Genomic DNA, 19,361 nt, shown 5'->3' with positions numbered 1-19,361 from the left:
GAATGTGTGTTGTTTTAGTCGTAAGAAAAACAGCCGAAGCGATCGGCCAGCAGCGGATAATCCCCGGCGTTGGGCAGCTCGAAGTGCCACCATTCGCTGGCGATCCCGCGAAAACCTCCGGCGGCCATCACCGCATTCAGCAGCAGCCGGTTGCGCTGCACCTCCGGAGGGAAATCGGGATAAAACGGGTGTGATTTTTCGCTCATTTCATCAAAGCCGGTGCCCATATCCAGAGCGATACCCTCGGCGTCCAACAGCGTCACGTCGATCGCGACACCCCGGCTATGATGCGATCCGGTCAAGGTGCTGGTGACATACTGCGGATCCGGACAGGCTTGCCACAGCAACGCCTGCGCCTGCTGCGGTCGATAAGCGTCAAATACCAGCAGGGAAAAACCGGCCAGCCGTGCCGCCAGCAGGCAACGCGTCAGCCCCTGCACCGCATCAGGATGCAGCAGGCAGCGGCTCTCGCGATAAATCGCCCGGCCCGTCAGGTTGTCGGCGCCGGCATATTTCAACTCAATCGGCAGACCAGGGAAGGCCTCGGCCAGATCGGTTAATGTTACATTGTCACTCATTGCGTTTTCCCATACGGTTAAGATTCAAATTGCCCCAGCTCTTTTTGCAGCATTCGGTTGCTTGCCAGCCGTTGCTCGACCGCTGTACCGCCCTGTTCCAGCACCGAAGACAGCAGCAGGTTGAACAGGCAACTGAGCGGGGCCAGCGAATCCCAAAACTGACCGGTGTCGGTTTTTACCTGCAGCAGGTCGATCGGGTAATCCCGAGCCCAGGGGCAGTAAATATCGGTAATCAGCGCCAGCCGCAGCCCACGCGCACAGGCCGCCTGGCAGTATTTTTGTGCGATGGTCGAATACGCGCGCGTGTCCGTCAGCACCAGGTATGGCGCACTGAATTCCGAATTTAGCGACTCCACATAGGTGCCGGATAACCCGTCCGCGTAATAGACCTTGGGCCGCAGATATTCCAGATGGCTGTAAAAGGCATTGGCAATGCCGCGCGTCGACTGTATGCCCACGACAAACACCGCTTCCGCCTGCGCCAACTGACGGCTGACCTGCGCAAAGGCTTCGCCGCCGGCCAATTGGTAAACGTGTTCGATCGCTTCCAGCTCCAGCGTTAATGACTGACGTAATTTTTGGGGTTGCGGCTGTTCGCGCCGACGGCGGTAAGCCCCCAGGCGATCGGTCACGCCCCAGGGTTGATGCAAAGCCGTACCCTGCTCGCGCAAGGTGCGCTTTAAGTCCTCAAGGTTGCGGTAACCCAGGCTGCGCAGGTAGCGCCCGACCGAAATACCGCTGGTGGCGGTGCTACGAGCAATGCTGTCGGCGGTCTCAAATGGCACCTGCGGCAAATTGGCCAGCAGATATCCGGCAATGCGTTTCCCGGTGGGGGTTTGCACCGCAAATGACGCTTCTATTTGTGCCATCACATCTGGATGCTCTGCCATAGTTCGCCCGCTGTTGTTGAGTTGTCACCAAACCCCACTTTGTTACTCAGATAACAAAGCGAGATGATGACAATGCATGGCCTGTGCCAATTGCGGATTGCAGGGGAAATTTCACGCGCGACGGCGTACGGCGGCGCAGGAACGACAAAAACCTGCGGTTACAACATAGTCATCAGTTGATAACTATTGCACAACATTTGGGCAATGCATCGGGCGATGCACCACCCTGAACCCTTAATTTCAATTTTATGACCAGGCTTGCGAAACCAGTGAAAATGTCAGTGCAACGTCGCAATCCGGTCTATGGGGCACGCCACGCACCATAATGGTCGGCGTATCGACGCAGGGTAAACCGCGCTCGGCCAGCCAAGGGCTGAGGCCGCTGGCCAGGGGAGTATCCACCCGCACAAACTCGCCCTGACAAGGCAGGCATAAGGCGTCAACCATGGCAATGGCCCCCGTTAGACCAGGCGCGACCACCGGGCCAATCATGTTGCCGTGACCAAAACGACGGCGGAAGGCAAATCCGACGGCAATCCCCTGCTGCTCCAGCACCAAAGCCTGTTCGGCGCTTGCCAACATTGCGGCCAACAGGGGTTGGCGGCTGAGGCCGCTGGCGGCCAAATCCAGCTCAACCAGGGTGGCAAGATCCTGCGGCAAGGCCGGCCGTAAACTTGCCCCCTTGGGCAAAGGTGCGGTATGGCCTGCCGGCATCTCCCGGCATTGGTGCTGCGCCAGTAATCCCTGATCGATAAACCCCAATTTTTGGTACAGCGGTTTGCCTTGAGCGGTCGCTACCAGATGAAGCTGATAGGCGGGCAAAGGCGCTATCATCTGCTGCAACATGGCTCTGGCGATACCTTGCCCACGACATTGCTCTGCAACAATCACCAACCCTAGCGTGGCCCGTTGGTCGCCCCATAGCCAGCGCAGGGCGCAGCCAACCACGTCTCCCTCGACTTCAGCGATCACCCCGCCACCCAATGACCACGCTTGCTGCCAATCTTCCAGCCGATGCGGCCACTGTATTTTTTGCGACAGCACATGCGCGGGCGCTACATCGGCCGCCCCCATCTCTCGCAGCGTAAACGTCATTTTCCGCGTCTCCTGAACAATGCTGATTCCTTGCTATAGCACCATGACGGCATCGCCGATGGCAACCGGCAATCTTGCGTTACCGGTGAGCATTTAACAGCAGCATTACGACACCGTAGCGCGGGATACCGCCGTTACAGCCATTCGCCAACCGGCAGGTTTTACTTTTGTTCACTTATTTCATCCGGCATGCCCTGGTAACCGGTGTTATTATTATCTTGCTCAATAATTCCCTCCTAATTCAAAGTGGTACGACAAGCTGATGGAAGCGTGGAAACTCAATCTGATTTCGGTCTGGCTCGGCTGTTTCTTCACCGGGCTGGCAATGAGCCAAATCCTCCCTTTTCTGCCGCTGTACGTCGAACAGCTCGGCGTCAGCGGTCACCAGTCGCTCAGCATTTGGTCGGGCCTGGTGTTCAGCGGCACTTTTTTGGTGTCTGCACTGGTGTCACCGCTGTGGGGCAGCCTGGCGGACCGCAAAGGCCGCAAGCTGATGCTGTTGCGCGCCTCGCTGGGCATGGCTATTGTCATTGCACTGCAGGGCATGGTCACTAACGTTTATCAGCTGTTTGCGCTGCGTGCGTTGATGGGCCTGACCTCCGGCTATATCCCCAATGCAATGGCGCTGGTTGCCTCGCAGGTGCCGCGCGATAAAAGCGGTTGGGCGCTGGGCACCTTGTCCACCGGTCAAATTTCCGGAGTGATCGCCGGCCCGCTGCTCGGCGGGCTGATGGCGGACCACTTGGGGTTGCGCGTGGTGTTTTTCGTTACCGCTGGGCTGATGTTCGTCAGCTTTTTGATTACCTTGTTCCTGATAAAAGAGCGGCGTGTCGTGGTAAAAAAAGCCGACCGATTGAGCGGCAAGGCCGTTTTCCAGTCGCTGCCCTATCCTGCGCTGATTGTAACGCTGTTTATCAGCACCCTGATGATCCAACTTGCCAACTCCTCCATCAGCCCGATACTGACGCTGTTTATAAAAGAGTTGTCAGGTGATAGCGGTAATATCGCCTTTATTAGCGGCATGATTGCCGCCGTGCCTGGGGTGGCGGCGTTGATTTCCGCACCACGCCTCGGCCGGCTGGGCGATCGTATTGGCACCGCACGCATTCTGCTGGCGGCGCTGGGGCTAACCACCCTGCTGTTCGCCATCATGGCCTGGGTGGAAACACCGCTCCAGTTGGGGATCCTGCGTTTTCTGCTGGGCTTTGCCGACGGTGCCCTGATGCCTGCGGTACAGACGCTGTTGTTGAAGTACTCTTCCGATCAGGTCACCGGCCGTATCTTCGGCTACAACCAGTCGTTTATGTATCTTGGCAACGTGGTCGGTCCGTTGATTGGTTCTGGGGTTTCGGCGCTGCTGGGATTCCGCTGGGTGTTTGCCGTCACGGCGGTGTTGGTGCTGCTCAATTGCTTACAGGTACGCAGGCAGTTCAAACAGGTCGAGAATGGGCGCAGATGAGTAACAGGGCCGCCGGAGCGGCCCTGTTGCGTTAGAACATGGTGTTGTCGTTGGCCGATTTCGCCGGCACTTCCTGATTGACGTCCCAGTGTTCGGTGATTTTGCCCTGATTGTTCACCCGATAAATATCCACGCTGGCGGTACCGCGGTCTTGTGGATTGTTTTTATACAATACGTGGACATACACCAGGTCGCCGCTCACTGCACTGCGGTATATTTTCGCGCTGAACTGTGGATTATCTTTAAAATTCTGGCTGAAGAAATCCAGGAACGGTTTAATGCCATCGCCCACAAACGGATTATGTTGCTTGTAGTTTTCCACAATCAGCCGCTGCGCCACGCTGATATCATGCTTATTAAAGAAACCGGCGTACAGATCTTCCACTACCTTTAATTTCTTTTGATCCTGAATGTTTTTATTTCCAGCGACTTTATGAGGCTCGCTGTTTTTAACCGCCAATGCAGGGTAATTGGCCAGCATACTGCCGACGATAACCAAAGGGATAAATACCTTTTTCATTGTAGCTCCTTTATTTTCCTGAGTGACCTATGATTTTCAATTGCCCTTTCAGATGGGTGAAAGTCCCATCCTTACTGGCGATATTGGTGTAGACCTCACCCCGCTGAAAATCCTCGACATGAGTGACATTATCGCCGGACTTGGGTTCGCTCCAGTAAACCATGTAGACCTTGGGACGTATCTCAACCGCCGTATACTGAACGGTGTCGGTAACGCCCTGAGAGGCCGCGCCAACCCCCGTAAAAGTCATGGTTTTGTCGTCGGTGAAATCCAGTTTGAAGGCAAAATCGCCGAAAGTAACCTGCACAACTTTTCCGGCCGCGATAAACGACGGCTGCGTTTGCTGGGCCGTAACATCCTTATTTGGCATATTGATATTCTCCGCCATTGCCATAGGTAATATCATCGTCATCCCCAGGGATATTAATGTTGTCATCCCTACCCTTGCTAATTTACCCATAGTTCCCTCTTCCTTTCCTTGGTTGAAAACGAGAATCATTATTATTTTAGCGATGGGCGTGGAATATAAGAATTATCTCTATTTAATTTTCCTTGGCGTGTAATTATGAGCACCCTAATTTTATTTAGGCTTCTAAAGAAAGGAAATAACGATCTATGGATGATGTTTTTATCTAACTAACAGGAATAACTATCACCAATCACATGAAGAGCTCGAGAACAATAGGTTTATCAGTTGGGGTTTTGAATAAGCTAATAATCAATTTTTCTAAAAAACGATATATCCCCCACCAGCGGCGAGGGAATTAGACCAGTGAAAATCAATCACGCAACCAAGGGGTAAAGGTAACGCCAATCAATAGCCCTTCAGGGCTGAGCAACCGTGTGACACTCTGGCCCCAAGGCTCTTCGCGATTGGCAACCAGCAGACGGTAGCCACGGTCAATCAACCCCTGAGTTGCCAGCGCCATATCAGCGACGTCAAATTCCATCCAGGCTTGCGGCACCGGCAGGTCCGTCGGCCATTGATCGCTGCCAAAACACGACTGCGCGGCCTGCGCCAGCGGCCAGAGAGCAAAGTGCTTCACGCCTTCCAGCGCGCCGTGCTCGCTCAGCAGATAATCGGCATTGCCTTCCATCGGCTTCAACGGCAGCCCCAGGGCATCGACGTAAAATGCCTTGCTGTGCTCTGTTTGTTGGGTAATAGGCCCAAATCCGGCGACAAACAACACGCCCAGTCCTGCGAACTGCTGTTCCATGTTCTCTCCTGTTGAGGTTAACGCCCCTGACGCCGCTGCGTTGGGGAACATCCATAGGCCACTTTGAAGCGATTGCTGAAATGACTGGCGGAGCTGAAACCGCACTCCAGCGCTATCTGCGTCAGCGGCAACTGACTGTGGCAAAGCAACTGCTCTGCCTGCTGTAGCCGTGCGCGCATGACAAACTGATGCGGCGCCAGACCGGTGTCATGTTTGAACATACGGGCGAAGTGGAACTCGCTCAGCCCCGCCTGCGCGGCCAAATCGGCCAATACCAGCGGCAGATCCAGATGCTGCTCGATATACTCTTTCACCCGTTTGGCAACGGCCGGGGCCAGACCGCCACGGACCTGCGGCAGCGTCCATTGCAGTTCACTGTAGCGCTGAACCAGACAGGTCATCAGCAGCGTTGTGGCACTGCTGAGGGACAGCTGATTGGCCCGTTCCTGCCAGTTGCAACTGAGTAGAAACTGGCGATACAGCAAGGTGATTTGCGGGTCTTCGGCAAACGCATTGGGCACCAGATTTATCGACGCCGGGCTGCGATCCCAGATTTGTTCCGCCACCTGACGCAGGTGCTTATCGGTACAGTAAAGGTGGACGAAAGACAGATCGCTGCGCACGTCCCAGGTGGATTCATACTGGCGCGGCATAATGCAGAAACGGTCAGGTCCGCCGCCGTTTCTCCACCCTCCAGGCACTTTTTGATAGCACTCGTAACCGTCGGCGACGTACAGGCTCAGAGTATGGTGCTCCGCGCTTTCCTGGGTAATGCGATCGTCACAGTTGGACCAGGCGGCCAGCTCCACGCCGCAGCTTAATCGCACACTGTCGTGCAACTGCGCTTTATGTTCCCGCAGCGTTTCAAACGCCTTGAATCTGGACATTACCGACCCCGCTTTGCTCAATCTTTCCAGTTTAGAGAGTGGCGCGATGCCATACCAGCCATCAGCACGCGCTTTTGCCAAAAAAAGCGCAAGAATATGCAATTGCTCGCAAAGCGCTGAAAGCGCGGCGCCGTGCAGCGGCGGATACTGAGCCTATCCATTTTGCCGGAGTTAATTATGAACGTGCTGTTGTACCTTGCCGTGGTGCTGATTTGGGGCACCACCTGGATTGCCATTACCCTGCAGCAGGAAGGCCCGGTGGCCATTCCCGTTTCCATCAGTTACCGTTTTGTGGTCTCCGCAGTAGTGATGCTCGTCATTCTTTTATTGGCACGACGTCTGCGCCGTATCGCCCTGCGCGACCATCTGTTTTGCGTCCTGCAAGGCTGCTGCGTTTTCGGTTTTAACTTCTACTGTTTTTACCATGCCGCAGCCTACATCAGCAGCGGGCTGGAATCGGTGATTTTCTCGATGGCAGTGCTGTTCAATGCCGTTAACGGCATTATTTTCTTTCGCCAGCGCCCTAGCCCCAATCTGTTACCGGCTGCGGTGCTGGGCCTGACCGGGATCGTCGCCCTGTTCTGGCAAGATCTGGTGGCAACGCAAATGGCGCCGGACCTGTTGAAAGGCATCGGGCTGAGCGCTCTTGGCACCTACGGCTTCTCTTTGGGGAATATGATCAGCTCCCGCCACCAGCGGCATGGGCTGGACATTCTTTCCACCAATACCTATGCCATGAGCTACGGCGCAATCCTGATGGCGCTGATTGCGTTGGCCCAGGGCGCCTCATTCCAGATTGAGTTCAGCACCCGTTACATCGGCTCGTTGCTGTATCTGGCGATTTTCGGCTCGGTGATTGCCTTTGCGGCCTATTTCAGCCTGCTGGGGCGGATCGGCGCCGGGGCGGCTGCCTACAGCACCCTGCTGTTTCCTCTGGTGGCACTGACCATTTCAACCCTGTATGAAGGCTATCAGTGGCACACCAATGCGGTGATAGGCCTGTGCCTGATCCTGCTTGGCAATCTGGTGATGTTTGCCAAACCGGGCCGGTTTGCTGGGTTATGGCGGCGCCCGGTGGCATAAACATACGTCAAAAGCGCCTGATCCCAAGGCGCTTTATCCCAAAACTCCCCAACCTGACTCCGCCATTTACATCCCACTAAAAATTAACAATTAATGCTGAACGACAGACATAACCGTTGACATTAGCGGCCGCAGATCAATACATTGAATACTAAACCGTTACAGTATTTTTGTATCTTAACGCTATATATCACCATTTTGGTTTGGAAAACAAAGATGAGTAATAAAAAAACTCATTGGAGTATAAAGAGGCTGCCCCGTTTCCTGGTCGTCGTGATGCCTTTATATTCTTCATTGAGTTACGCGCAAACTGCTGACGCAGAGAGTGATTTTGCACAGCACAAAGGCCGTTATTTAGCCATTGCTTCAGACTGTGTGGCCTGCCATACCGCGTCGGGTGGCAAGCCTTTTAGCGGGGGGTTGGCTATGCCATTGCCCATGGGCAATATTTACTCCACCAACATCACGCCAGATAAAACCTACGGTATTGGCGAATATACATTGGAAGATTTTAAGACGGTATTACGGGAAGGGATTAGACGTGATGGTTCAAATCTTTATCCGGCAATGCCATTCCCCTCTTACACCAAGTTAACGGACGAAGACATTGCCAACCTGTATGCCTATTTTATGCATGGCGTTGAGCCTGTTAACCAACCGAATAAAAAGCCTGACTTCTCTTGGCCCCTTACCCTGCGCTGGCCGCTGATGGCCTGGAATACTCTATTTCTGGAGAAAGGGGCTTATCAATACAAATCAGACCGCAGCCCAGAGTGGAACCGTGGCGCTTATTTGGTGCAAGGCGCCGCACACTGCGGCTCTTGCCACACCCCCCGCGGATTGGGCATGCAAGAAAAAGCCTATGACGAAAGCCAGAAAGGCTTCCTGGCCGGCGCCAAGATTGGCGGCTGGGAGGCGTTTAACATCACCAGCGACAAAGCATCAGGTATCGGTAGCTGGACACAGCAAGAGATCGTTCAATATCTGAAAACAGGCAATGTCCCCTTTAAAGCTCAGGCAGCCGGTTCCATGGCTGAAGCCATTACCCACAGCTTCAGCAAAATGAATGATGCGGACCTGAACGCCATTGCAGGGTATTTGAAAGACATACAGGCCGTAGGTGATGAACAGACCCGACCGCGCTCATCTCAGGTGCAGCCGAGGCCGAACGGCGAAATGCCGGGCGCCAACATTTATCTGAACAATTGTGCAAGCTGCCATGGCGGAGAAGGTGCCGGCACAACGGACGGTTATTACCCTTCAATGCTCGGCAACAGCGTGATCGGTGCGAACGACGCCAACAACCTGATTCAGGTCATTCTACACGGCGCCAACGTGAACAACGGTAAGGACCACTACTTTATGCCCGCGTTCTCAGATCAGTTGAGCAATCAACAAATCGCTCAACTGGCTGAATATCTGGTGGAAAGCTTCGGCGGACATGCACTCAACGTCACCCCCGATCAGGTTGAAAAACTGCGTGGTTCCAGCAATGAGGACGTCGTGCAATGAAAAAAGAGAGCAAAAGTAAAGCGAGCTACGGCTTTTCTCGTCGCCATCTGCTGAAAAGCACCCTCATCGCGGGGGCTGCCTTTCTGTCGGTCAATGCCGTTTCAACCCCGCTAAAACGGCTCGATGACAAATACACAGAGGGGCTTTTTAATCAGTTGGCTCAGTGGCTGACCCTCCGACAGAACCTCGATCCGGCATTTACCGCTGCCATGTATTCAACCATGGCGTCCCATACCGAGAAATTTGGCGACAGGCTCGCCATGTTGGAAAAAAAGATAAGCGATAGTGGTGCCCCCGATGTTCAATCCTTTATTTCTGCCCTGCCCGCAGAGGATGAAAATCGGAAATTAGCACTGCTAATTATAGAGAGCTTTTATACCGGTAATGTAGGGCGTGGCCGCCAGGCCGTGGTAGTGAATTACGAGAAAGCCTTGATGTTCCAGGCAACGAGTGATGTGACCGTGATCCCTACCTATATTCGCGCGCGACCCAATTACTGGATAGCCACGCCAAATTTAGAAAATTGAAGATCATTAGTGAGCAAATATGGCCATTGAATATGATTGCGACATTATCGTCGTGGGTGCCGGTATTTTAGGCGGTGCTATTGCGAACAGCCTTGCCAGGCAAGGAAGATCCGTCATCATTTTAGAAGCAGGCCCCCGCGTTAAGCGTGCGGAAATCCTTGAAGCATTTCGCCAATATGGGAATAAATCAGATTATAACGGCCCTTACCCAGACCTGCCCTGGGCGCCCAAATCGGCGACCGGCAAGTATTCTGACGACTATATTGAGAGCGTGGGCAATATTACCCAAAAGCCTTCCTTCTTGCGTCTGGTTGGGGGAACCACCTGGCACTGGGGCGGGGCAACCTGGCGTAATCTGCCTGCAGACTTCAAATTAAAAACGCTCTATGGGCACGGTCGTGACTGGCCTATTGACTACGACACGCTGGAACCCTGGTACCAATTGGCCGAAGAAGAAATTGGCGTGAGCGGATCCGATACCGATGACCAGCGTGGCCATGGTGAACAACCCTATCCCCCACGCTCCAAACCTTATCCCATGGCGATGCAACCCTGGACCTATCTGACCCAGCAGGTAGCGGAAAAAGTCTCCAGTGCCCATCACCACTTCGTCGATGAACCCAATGCACGTGCGACCCGCCCCTATCAAGGGCGACCAATATGCGCGGGTAACAACAACTGTGCCCCTATCTGCCCGATCGGTGCGCAGTTCTCTGGCGATAAGCCGGTCGTTTGGGCAGAGCATCGGGGGGCAAAGCTGCGGGTGAATGCGGTGGTTTACCGTATAGAAAAAGGCCCGGACAACAAAATCGTCGCCGTGCACTATAAAAATCCGCAGGGGGAAAGTACGCGCCTCACGGCTCGCTATTTCGTGCTGGCTGCCCATGGGGTAGAAACACCGAAATTGATGCTGATGTCGGACATAGGCAACTCGTCGGATCAGGTCGGACGTAACATGATGGGTCATACTGGGCGGGCTATCGCCATGCTGGCGAAAGATCCCGTTTGGGCAGGTCGTGGTCCGACGCAGCAGGGAAGCATCAACACCTGGCGCGACACGCCGCTGCGACACCAGCATGCGGCAATCCGCCACTTTCTCGATAATACCGTCCCTAACGAGTTGATCACCAAGCGTTTGCTGGACCAGGGTATCGTCGGCCCTGAGCTGGATCGTCTTATTCGTCACAATAGCGCACGCTACCTGAAAATTGCGTCCTACGTCGAGGTATTACCCGATCCCGCGAACCGCGTCACTTTGAGCAATAAGCGCGATGCGCTTAATTTGCCGACGCCGCGTATCAATTACGACATCGCACATGAATACACCCTGAACGCCATGGGCCAACTTTATCAAGACTATGAGCAGTTCAAGGCGTTATTTGGCGCCACTGAAGTGCTAAATGACATCCAGGCATGGGTACCCAGTTCCCATATCATGGGCACCACTATTATGGGCAGTGATCCACGGGACTCGGTGGTCAACCACGAGTGCCGCTCCTTCGATCATGCCAATCTCTTTATCACCAGCACCAGCGTCCACCCCAGCTCTACCGTGGTGAATCCAACCTTAACCGGCTATGCCATTGCCCTGCGCGTTGCCGATATCATCAATAAAGAGATTTAATAACCTATTGCCGTTAAAAAGAGCCCGTCACCAGGCTGATTTCCCCCCTTCGCCACCGGTTCGCCGGTGGCAAAAACCTTCGGCGTTAAACACCGGCAGAGGGTTCGTCGACCATTGAAAGATTAAACGGCGTCACCACGCTAACCCTTGAAAAGGCATGCGTGATGATATTGCCGGGAACAAAGCCGTGGTGTTGCAAAATGGCCTGGAAGGCATTGCGCGCGTCCCGTTGTAAATCGTGGTCGATCACCGCATCAATCCGCTCTTGTGCCAGCAGTTGGCGATTCTCCTGATCCAAATCGTGGCCGATAAACGCCGCCAGCGGCCGCTGTTGCCGGCTGAACGCCTCAACAATCGCGGAGTTCCCGCCACCGACGCTGTAAACCGCGTGAATATCCGGATGACAGCGCAACGTTTCCGTCACCCGTGCCAGAGTCGGTGCATACACCCCCAGGCCGCCGCTAATGTCCACCACGCTCAGGTACGGTGCCCTTTCCCGCAGCCATTGACGGAATCCACTCTCTCTTTCTTCTTCGCCGCGAAAACCCTGGCTGCTGATCACCACTGCCACCCGCTGCGGCTGGGGCGGTAACCAGCGTGCCATCAGATAAGCCGCTGTACGACCGGCGGCTCGGTTATCCATGCCGATATAGCTGATGCGCCGACTTTGTGGCAGATCGGTCACTATGGTCACCACCGGTATGCCCTGCTGCTGCAACAAACCGACGCTGTCATTGAGCAATTGCTCATCGCTCACCTTCAGGATCACCCCGTAAGAGCCCTGGCTACGGCAGCGCTCGAGCACCTGCTGCAATTCAGCGGTACCGATCTGTTCGAAAATATGAAAGCGCAGCGTAATGCGAAACGGCACAAAAGCACTCAACTGGCTACACAGTGCATCCGTAACCAACTGACTGAAACGCTGCGGCGTGTGCATCACCACGTCAATCGGCAGCGTACGGCCGCTGGCCAGGCCGCTGCGCTGCTGATTTTCCAAATCCTGCAACGCCTGCTCAATACGCCGCAAGGTTTGTTGATGCACCTTGCCCCGCTGATGCAGCGCGCGATCGACCGTTGCCTTGCTGACGCCCGCCTGCGCGGCAATTTGCTTGATAGAGAATTTCATGACGCCACCAAATTGAGGTCTTTTTGAGGTTTCAGTGAGGTTTTGTTAACAAAATGTAGATGCTAGGGTTAGCAATAGCAAGATGAAGATAAAAACAACCGATTGATTTTCAATATCAAAAATTATCTGAGGCTGACGCAATGCACGAGAATGTAAACACTATGTTTTCCGGAAACTATTACGTGGTGACGGGAGCAACCCAGGGGCTAGGCGCTGCGGTGGCACAACTGCTGGCCGAGCGCGGAGCCGCCGGGCTGATGCTTTGCGGCCGCAATCAGAAAGCGGGGGCCGCCCAGGCAGAGAAGTTACGCGCTACCGGCTGCGATGCCCGATTCGTCACCGCTGACATTGCCGATCCGGCAGCCTGCCGCAACGTCATTGCCGAAGCGGAAAACGCTTTCGGTACCCTGCATGGGTTGGTTAACTGCGCCGGCATGTCCGACCGCGGTACCATAATCGACACCACGCCAGAGCTGTTTGACGCCATTTTCGCCGTCAATATTCGCGCGCCCTTCTTCCTGATGCAGGAAGCCATCAAAGTGATGATCAAGCATCAGGTTGCGGGTTCCATCGTTAACATCATTACCATTACTGCGCACGGGGGTCAGTCGTTTCTCGCGCCTTATGCCGCGTCAAAAGGCGCACTGATCACCCTGACCAAAAACGTCGCCTTCAGCGCCATGCGCAACCGCATCCGGGTAAACGGCCTGAATATCGGCTGGATGGACACGCCACATGAGCATGAAATTCAGCGCCAGTATCACGACGCCGATGAGAATTGGTTAGCGCAGGCGGAACGACAACAGCCGTTTGGGCGCTTGTTGAAACCACGGGAAGTGGCGCGTGCGGTGGCGTTCTTGCTGTCTGAGGAGTCCGGAATGATGACCGGCGCGGTTGTCGACTTCGATCAGGGGGTGATTGGCTGCGGCGATGGCGGCTCACCTAAACCGGACCACCCGCTGAGCCTGAACTCGGGAGCACATCATGAGTGAAACTCTTTTTTTACAGCCTGACCGGCTTTCGGTTGATGACTTTGGCCAGACATGTGAGCAGTCGCTCACATTGAGTGACTATCCACTGGCGGCCGACGCGCAAAAAAACGTGCTGATTTATCACGCCGCCACGCTGATTGAGCGTGCGCAAACCGATAAAACCTCGGTATTGAGTGAGCTGCACCGGGCACTTTCCACCGGCCCCGGCGTGCTGGTGATTAAAAATACCTATCCCGACAAGAGCATCATAGAGCGCCATAACCGGGTTTTCGAAGCCATTTTCCAGGAGGAGGCCGCCAGAGGGAACGCGGGCGATCACTTCTCTGCCGCCGGCAATAACGGCCGCATCTGGAATTCGCTGCAAAAGGCCGCCCAGCACGATCCCGATGCTTTTATTGATTACTACGCCAACCCTGTGCTGGCGTTGGTCAGCGAAGCCTGGCTCGGCCCCTGGTATCAAATGACGGCGCAGGTCAACGTAGTGCGCCCTGGGGGCAAAGCGCAGCAACCGCACCGTGACTACCATCTGGGCTTTCAGGAAAATCAGGACGTACAACGTTTTCCGTTGCCGTTGCAACTGCTGTCCCAGTATCTGACGTTGCAAGGTGCAGTGGCGCATTCTGCGATGCCGCTGGAGTCCGGCCCAACTCAATTACTGCCGTTCTCACACCAGTATCCCGGCGGCTACCTGGCCTGGCGACGTCCGGAGTTTATCGACTATTTCCAGCAACATGCCGTACAGCTGCCGCTGGAGCTGGGAGACACGCTGTTCTTTAACCCGGCGCTGTTCCATGCTGCGGGCAACAATGTCACCCGCGACCATGTGCGCATCGCCAATCTGTTGCAGGTCTCATCGGCATTCGGCAAGCCGATGGAAACCGTGAACCGCTTGCGCCTGCTGCAGCAGATCTATCCGGCGTTGCTGCGGCGCTATCAAGCAGGAGAACTGCTGGGTGCGGAGTTGGCGGCGACCGTCGCGGCGGCGGCAGACGGCTACTCTTTCCCCACCAATCTGGACAGCGATCCGCCGCTGGCCGGACTGGCTCCGCAGACCCAGCAGCAGTTGCTGATGCAGGCACTGCAGGCGGATTGGGCCCCCGCGCATTTCAACCAGCAGCTTGAGCGCCAACAACAGTTGCGCAGCGCCTAGCGTTTCATGCCTCCTTTTCATCAGGGAGGCATGGTCTTTACGGCTATACTCAGACTCTTGCCGATTTTCATAAGGACATCAGGATGCTGAGATTGACCCGTCGAGTCGCGCTAGCCGCTGTGCTGGCCGCCTTTTCTGCCAGCGTGGCTGCCGAAACGCCCAAATACGGTCAGGAGCTACAGGGCTTTCATTACCCTTACCCGCTGCAACAATTCAGCTTCAGCTCTCAGGGGCAGCAGTTAAGCATGGGCTATATGGACGTGCCGCCAGAGGGCGATGCCAACGGCCATACTGTGGTGCTGATGCACGGCAAAAACTTCTGCGCCGCCACCTGGCAAGACACCATCAAAGCGCTAAGCAAGGTCGGTTATCGGGTGATCGCGCCCGATCAAATCGGCTTTTGCAGCTCCACCAAACCGCAGCACTACCAATACAGCTTTCAGCAGTTGGCGAACAATACCCACGCGCTATTGAATAACCTGAAAATCGCTAAAGCGGTGATCGTCGGCCATTCTACCGGCGGCATGCTGGCAACCCGCTATAGCCTGATGTACCCGCAGGCGGTGGAACGGCTGGTGATGGTCAACCCGATTGGGCTGGAAGACTGGAAAGCCAAAGGCGTGCCGTGGCGCAGCGTCGATCGGTGGTTCGAGCGTGAATTGAAAACCTCCGCTGCCGGTATTCGACAGTACGAACTGCAGACCTATTATGTTGGCCGCTGGAAGCCGGAATATGACCGCTGGGTCGATATGCTGGCCGGGCTGAACAATGGGCCTGGCCATCGCCTGGTGGCCTGGAACTCGGCGCTGATTTACGACATGATTTTCACCCAGCCGGTGTTCTACGAGTTCAAGGATCTGCAAACGCCGACCACCTTGATGATTGGCACCGCCGACACCACCGCCATCGGCAGCGATATCGCTCCCCCCGCCGTCAAGGCTCAGCTCGGGCACTATAATCTGCTGGGGAAACAGGTGGCGAAAATGATCCCGCACGCCAACCTGATCGAATTCCCGGGCCTGGGGCATGCGCCGCAAATGGAAGAGCCCGAACGGTTCAATCAGGCGCTGATCAGGGCTCTCCGCCCTTAAAAACCGGAGATGGCAGCTTGAGAAAAAGGGCCCTCGGGCCCTTATCAAGCGCGGCACTCAGGCAAACAGAATATCGCTTTGCTCCACCTGGCCTACGACCTGGATTTTGAAATCCGCCGCATAGCTGTCGTTATGGGTATTCAGCAATAAATCGGTCGTGCCGTTAAAGGTATCGAAGTTAAGTTTGAACTCGCCTTTCTGTCCGCTGAAGCTGTCGGCACTGTCGATCAACCGCAGTTCACTCAGGCTGTTGTTGAAACGCAGCCCGGAAAGGTCGATTTTGTCGACGCCGTGCTCGAAATCCTCGATCACATCGAATGCCGTCGTGGTGGACTCATTAGCATTGAGGTAAACGAAATAATCGGCGAAGTTGTTGGCGTCTTTGCCGCCCCACAGATGATCCGCCCCCAACCCGCCATACAACATGTCCGAACCGGCATTGCCGGCCAGTAAATTGTCCTGTTCGTTGCCGATGAGCACATCACGACCACTGCCACCAATGGCGTTCTCGATCACCGCATTATTGGCGATCGATACGTTCTGCGTGCCGCCGCCGACGCTGGAAAAGGCGCCGTCATTGAGATTAATCAGTTGCTGCTGGCTGTAGCCGGAAAAATCCAGCGTGTCGTTGCCGCCCGCGTCCCACACCGCAAAGTTCACCGGCTTGCCGTTATCCGCCGTTGCGGTCAGGAAGTCACGCCCGGTATTGGAATTAAACCCGTACACCGAATCCCCGGTGCGCGTTTCCATATTGGCACCGTACAGTTTCTGCATCGCGGCGATGTCGTCAATCATCGGGCCATAACCGTTGACCCCTTTGGTATCGGAGCCGGTGTTATTGCCGCTGAAGTAGCTCATTATCGAATATTGTACCGAATCCTGATAATACACGGCGTCATCGATATAAGTGGGGTCCTTGTCGTCGGAAGCATCATAATCGCCAGGGTGCATCAAGCCCAATGCATGGCCAATTTCATGGGTGAAGGTCTGGCTGCTGAAATCCCCCGGTACCGGCGCTTGATGAGTAAGAAAACCTTTATTAAACCAGACCGTACCGGCGTAGCTGTTATCATCCGCAGGATCAGAGGTGGCGGGATAGTAACCAAAGGCATTGTCATCCGCAGCGCTGCCATCGGCTTTCTGGGTGTAATAAGCGAAGGTGATGTCTGCCCGGTGGTTCAGATCCGTGGACTGCGCTTCGGTAAAGGTGACATTTGCCACGTCTGCCCAGGCCTGCATCGATTTTAACGCCTGACTTTTAGCCGCTTCGGTCAACGGCTCCAGCCCTTTATTGGCGTTGTTACCCGTTCCGGTTCTGCCGATAACATCCAACGCTTCCTGGGTCAGGAAGGAAAAGGTCAGATCTGCCGGCTGATGGAAAACGTTGTCGCCGTTGTGCGTATACCCGCTGCGAGTCAGCTGATCGGCAGCGCGCTCGGAGCTGTAGTTTTCGCGGGTCTTACCCCAGGTAGTCAGCGGGCCGGTGCCTCGCTGGTTGCTGTAGAGATTGGCATTATCCAACGTCAGATAAGCGCCATAGCCCAGTCCATTGTAGATGCTGCCGGTTTGGTGATAGTAGAATTGATAGTTGGGATCGTGGGGGGATGTGGCCGCCAGGCCGGTAAACGCTTCGTCATCTTGCAAAATTTCATTGTGATTGCGGTTCATCGCATTCTCCTTTACACAATAGGAATTCAGTCAATTGGTGAGGCATTCAATCAAAATAACTAATGGGAACATTCCAGTTCCGCAATCCAGCATAGGGAATTAGTCTGACGGCGCAACCATACAACAGTGGAATAATAAGCAGGCATTTCAAATCAAATAAAATCATTAAAGCAATTAAAAACAAATAATTGAAAAATATAGACCACAATAACATGAAGACTACTGGCTTTAATTGCTCGTCATTTATACTGCGGGTTATTCATTGATTCAGAATAAACGAGTATTAAAATCACTTATCCTTGGATCACCCAGCAACAAGGATCGTGCTATGGTATTAACGGATTTCAGTAAGGAGTGGCCGATGTCGAGATTTCTCTCTTTGCGCGCACTCAGGCGCGTTGCCCTGACAGGAGTTGTTATGAGCCTTATGTTAAGCAGCACTACCTTTGCCAGTTCACTGCCCCTGCTGGCCCCCTCTGCGCTGAAGGGGCACTGGCAGTTGAACGATGCCGAAGGCAAAGCCCCAGCCTGCAACGTTGAATTAAGCGATGAACTGATCGAAGGGACTAACGCCTACCGTTTCACCGCTTCAGAGCAGTGTCTGCAACCCTTGTCGCTCACCGAACTGCCGGTGGCCTGGCGCCCGACGCCGGACGGCATGACGCTGACCAATGCCGACGGCAGCATGGTAGCGTTTCTGGCGCTGACGGCCCCCAAACGCTATGAAGTGATGAACCATAACGGCAAGCCCCGCTTTTCGCTGACGCCGCGCCAGTAAATCACTCTGGCGGCAGCAGCCCCTGCCGCCAATATCGATTACGCCACCAACAGCCCCAGTATTGCCCCGCCCGCCAACACCCATAATGGGTGGATACGTTTGCTCATGCTCAGCACCGTTGCCAGCAGGATAATCATCGCCAACGGCCAATTCGGCGCGGAAGCTTCGGCAATCAGCACGCCACTGGCCGCCACCAAACCAACGGTCACCGGCACCAATCCACTTTGCACCCGACGCCGCCAGGGCTTGTCCTTGAAGCGTCGCCAGACGCCCATTACCAGCAGGGTAACAATCGACGACGGGCCGAACTTGGCGATGGAGGACACCAACAGCCCGGCCCACCCGGCCACGTGCCACCCCACCAGCGGCACAATCATCATATTCGGCCCCGGCGCGGCCTGCGCCATGGCGAACAGCGCACTGAACTCCTGCGCGCTCATCCATTGGTGAACCTCCACCACCTGACGCTGCATTTCCGGCAGAATGGTCATTCCGCCGCCAAAGGCCAGCAGTGACAGCTCGGTGAATATGATCGCCAGTGAGATCAATACTGCCATCATGAGGGATCCCTCCACCACATCAGCAGGATGCTCAACGGCGCCAATGTCAGCATGGTCGGCAGTAAGGGCAAGCGTAGCCAGGCGATGGCGATCAGACACAGCGCCACAATGCCCAGTGCCAGCCATTTACCGCGCAGCGGCAGCAGCATCTTCACCCCGGTAGACAGCAACAAACCGGCCGCCGCGGCAGCCAGACCGGCAAACACGTGTTGTACATGCGCGTCATTTTGGAAGCGGGCATAAACCATACCCAAACCGACTACGATGGCCGTCGGTGCGCTGATCAGCCCCAGCAGGGCGCAAAAAGCCCCGCGCAGGCCGCGAAACTCCATGCCAACCGCTACCGAAAGGTTAATCACGTTGCCACCCGGCAAAAACTGGCACAGCCCCAGCAGCTCGGTAAACTGCTGACCACTGAGCCAGCGGCGATCTTCCACCAGCATATTGCGCGCCAACGGCAGTACGCCGCCAAAGCCAATCAGCCCGAGCATCAGAAAGCCCAAAAACAACTCGCCGTTGCCCGGCGGTGCTGCCTGCGGGTCATTTTTTACCGCATCAGATTCCGACATTGTCCGTTCCACATCGCTTATTTTGATGGCTGGTA

General features: G+C 55.1%; 20 protein-coding genes. 9 read left to right on the top strand and 11 right to left on the bottom strand.

All coding sequences use genetic code 11. The features are described 5' to 3' along the window. Positions 1 to 14: 14 nt before the first annotated feature. From ddpX to AC1RKG_RS01785, 3 genes are all read right to left on the bottom strand, one after another. Positions 15 to 578: a D-alanyl-D-alanine dipeptidase gene (gene ddpX, locus AC1RKG_RS01795; protein WP_046373595.1), complete on the bottom strand. Its 564-nt coding sequence runs from the start codon at positions 576 to 578 to the stop codon at positions 15 to 17. 17 nt (positions 579 to 595) lie between these two features. Then, positions 596 to 1,468 carry a MurR/RpiR family transcriptional regulator gene (locus AC1RKG_RS01790; RefSeq protein WP_020826822.1) on the bottom strand — a complete coding sequence of 291 codons (873 nt, stop codon included), beginning with the start codon at positions 1,466 to 1,468 and terminating at the stop codon, positions 596 to 598. 246 nt (positions 1,469 to 1,714) lie between these two features. Continuing rightward, the gene (locus AC1RKG_RS01785; RefSeq protein WP_493181823.1) at positions 1,715 to 2,563 is read right to left on the bottom strand and encodes a GNAT family N-acetyltransferase; all 849 of its coding nucleotides are present in this window, start codon (positions 2,561 to 2,563) and stop codon (positions 1,715 to 1,717) included. Positions 2,564 to 2,825: 262 nt separating this feature from the next. Here AC1RKG_RS01785 and AC1RKG_RS01780 point away from each other — a divergent pair, with 262 nt between their 5' ends. Beyond that, on the top strand, positions 2,826 to 4,022 hold the full coding sequence (locus AC1RKG_RS01780) for a multidrug efflux MFS transporter (protein WP_493181822.1): 1,197 nt from the start codon (positions 2,826 to 2,828) through the stop codon (positions 4,020 to 4,022). A 31-nt stretch (positions 4,023 to 4,053) separates the two neighbouring features. Here the strand turns inward: AC1RKG_RS01780 and AC1RKG_RS01775 are convergent, their stop codons facing one another. The 4 genes from AC1RKG_RS01775 to AC1RKG_RS01760 all read right to left on the bottom strand — a co-directional run bounded on the left by AC1RKG_RS01775 (position 4,054) and on the right by AC1RKG_RS01760 (position 6,646). Continuing rightward, positions 4,054 to 4,542 carry a nuclear transport factor 2 family protein gene (locus AC1RKG_RS01775; protein ID WP_128864928.1) on the bottom strand — a complete coding sequence of 163 codons (489 nt, stop codon included), beginning with the start codon at positions 4,540 to 4,542 and terminating at the stop codon, positions 4,054 to 4,056. Between the two features lie 10 nt (positions 4,543 to 4,552). Further along, positions 4,553 to 5,002, bottom strand: coding sequence for a MoaF-related domain-containing protein (locus AC1RKG_RS01770; RefSeq protein ID WP_230090238.1), 450 nt, complete (start codon positions 5,000 to 5,002; stop codon positions 4,553 to 4,555). A gap of 319 nt (positions 5,003 to 5,321) precedes the next feature. After that, positions 5,322 to 5,759, bottom strand: a complete 438-nt coding sequence (locus AC1RKG_RS01765; RefSeq protein WP_020826817.1) for a VOC family protein — start codon at positions 5,757 to 5,759, stop codon at positions 5,322 to 5,324. 17 nt (positions 5,760 to 5,776) lie between these two features. Next, a complete protein-coding gene (locus tag AC1RKG_RS01760) occupies positions 5,777 to 6,646 on the bottom strand; it encodes a helix-turn-helix domain-containing protein (RefSeq protein WP_493181821.1) in 870 nt (289 codons plus the stop codon). Between the two features lie 177 nt (positions 6,647 to 6,823). Here AC1RKG_RS01760 and AC1RKG_RS01755 point away from each other — a divergent pair, with 177 nt between their 5' ends. The 4 genes from AC1RKG_RS01755 (at position 6,824) to AC1RKG_RS01740 (ending at position 11,392) form a co-directional block, all read left to right on the top strand. Beyond that, a complete protein-coding gene (locus AC1RKG_RS01755) occupies positions 6,824 to 7,729 on the top strand; it encodes a DMT family transporter (protein WP_020826815.1) in 906 nt (301 codons plus the stop codon). A gap of 216 nt (positions 7,730 to 7,945) precedes the next feature. After that, complete coding sequence (locus AC1RKG_RS01750; protein WP_493181820.1) at positions 7,946 to 9,241, top strand: cytochrome c; 1,296 nt, start codon at positions 7,946 to 7,948, stop codon at positions 9,239 to 9,241. Continuing rightward, positions 9,238 to 9,768: a sugar dehydrogenase complex small subunit gene (locus AC1RKG_RS01745; protein ID WP_493181819.1), complete on the top strand. Its 531-nt coding sequence runs from the start codon at positions 9,238 to 9,240 to the stop codon at positions 9,766 to 9,768. Before AC1RKG_RS01750 ends, AC1RKG_RS01745 begins: the two co-directional genes overlap by 4 nt. A 19-nt stretch (positions 9,769 to 9,787) precedes the next feature. Next, a complete protein-coding gene (locus tag AC1RKG_RS01740) occupies positions 9,788 to 11,392 on the top strand; it encodes a GMC family oxidoreductase (RefSeq protein WP_130015708.1) in 1,605 nt (534 codons plus the stop codon). Positions 11,393 to 11,477: 85 nt separating this feature from the next. On the opposite strand, the gene AC1RKG_RS01735 is transcribed toward AC1RKG_RS01740, so the two are convergent. After that, positions 11,478 to 12,518, bottom strand: coding sequence for a LacI family DNA-binding transcriptional regulator (locus AC1RKG_RS01735; protein ID WP_493181817.1), 1,041 nt, complete (start codon positions 12,516 to 12,518; stop codon positions 11,478 to 11,480). Between the two features lie 161 nt (positions 12,519 to 12,679). Between AC1RKG_RS01735 and AC1RKG_RS01730 the strand changes: the two genes are divergently transcribed. The 3 genes from AC1RKG_RS01730 (at position 12,680) to AC1RKG_RS01720 (ending at position 15,751) form a co-directional block, all read left to right on the top strand. Then, positions 12,680 to 13,510 (top strand): SDR family oxidoreductase, encoded by an 831-nt coding sequence (locus tag AC1RKG_RS01730; RefSeq protein WP_261107468.1) that lies wholly within the window; start codon positions 12,680 to 12,682, stop codon positions 13,508 to 13,510. Further along, complete coding sequence (locus tag AC1RKG_RS01725) at positions 13,503 to 14,660, top strand: phytanoyl-CoA dioxygenase family protein (RefSeq protein ID WP_493181816.1); 1,158 nt, start codon at positions 13,503 to 13,505, stop codon at positions 14,658 to 14,660. Before AC1RKG_RS01730 ends, AC1RKG_RS01725 begins: the two co-directional genes overlap by 8 nt. Before the next feature lie 83 nt (positions 14,661 to 14,743). After that, positions 14,744 to 15,751, top strand: a complete 1,008-nt coding sequence (locus AC1RKG_RS01720) for an alpha/beta fold hydrolase (protein WP_493181815.1) — start codon at positions 14,744 to 14,746, stop codon at positions 15,749 to 15,751. 57 nt (positions 15,752 to 15,808) lie between these two features. Here AC1RKG_RS01720 and AC1RKG_RS01715 read toward each other — a convergent pair whose 3' ends face one another. Beyond that, positions 15,809 to 17,419, bottom strand: coding sequence for a serralysin family metalloprotease (locus AC1RKG_RS01715; protein ID WP_128864934.1), 1,611 nt, complete (start codon positions 17,417 to 17,419; stop codon positions 15,809 to 15,811). A gap of 418 nt (positions 17,420 to 17,837) precedes the next feature. Between AC1RKG_RS01715 and AC1RKG_RS01710 the strand changes: the two genes are divergently transcribed. Then, complete coding sequence (locus AC1RKG_RS01710; protein WP_048759042.1) at positions 17,838 to 18,197, top strand: AprI/Inh family metalloprotease inhibitor; 360 nt, start codon at positions 17,838 to 17,840, stop codon at positions 18,195 to 18,197. Between the two features lie 38 nt (positions 18,198 to 18,235). On the opposite strand, the gene AC1RKG_RS01705 is transcribed toward AC1RKG_RS01710, so the two are convergent. Together AC1RKG_RS01705 and AC1RKG_RS01700 are read right to left on the bottom strand one after the other, a co-directional pair. Beyond that, positions 18,236 to 18,757 carry a chromate transporter gene (locus AC1RKG_RS01705; protein WP_020826805.1) on the bottom strand — a complete coding sequence of 174 codons (522 nt, stop codon included), beginning with the start codon at positions 18,755 to 18,757 and terminating at the stop codon, positions 18,236 to 18,238. After that, positions 18,754 to 19,326, bottom strand: coding sequence for a chromate transporter (locus AC1RKG_RS01700; RefSeq protein WP_261158847.1), 573 nt, complete (start codon positions 19,324 to 19,326; stop codon positions 18,754 to 18,756). The genes AC1RKG_RS01705 and AC1RKG_RS01700 overlap by 4 nt, the downstream gene beginning before the upstream one ends. Positions 19,327 to 19,361: the final 35 nt, after the last annotated feature.

It is taken from the genome of Serratia sp. GW822-FHT06D09 (assembly GCF_058799515.1).
This window is presented reverse-complemented; position numbering and strand designations above follow the sequence as displayed.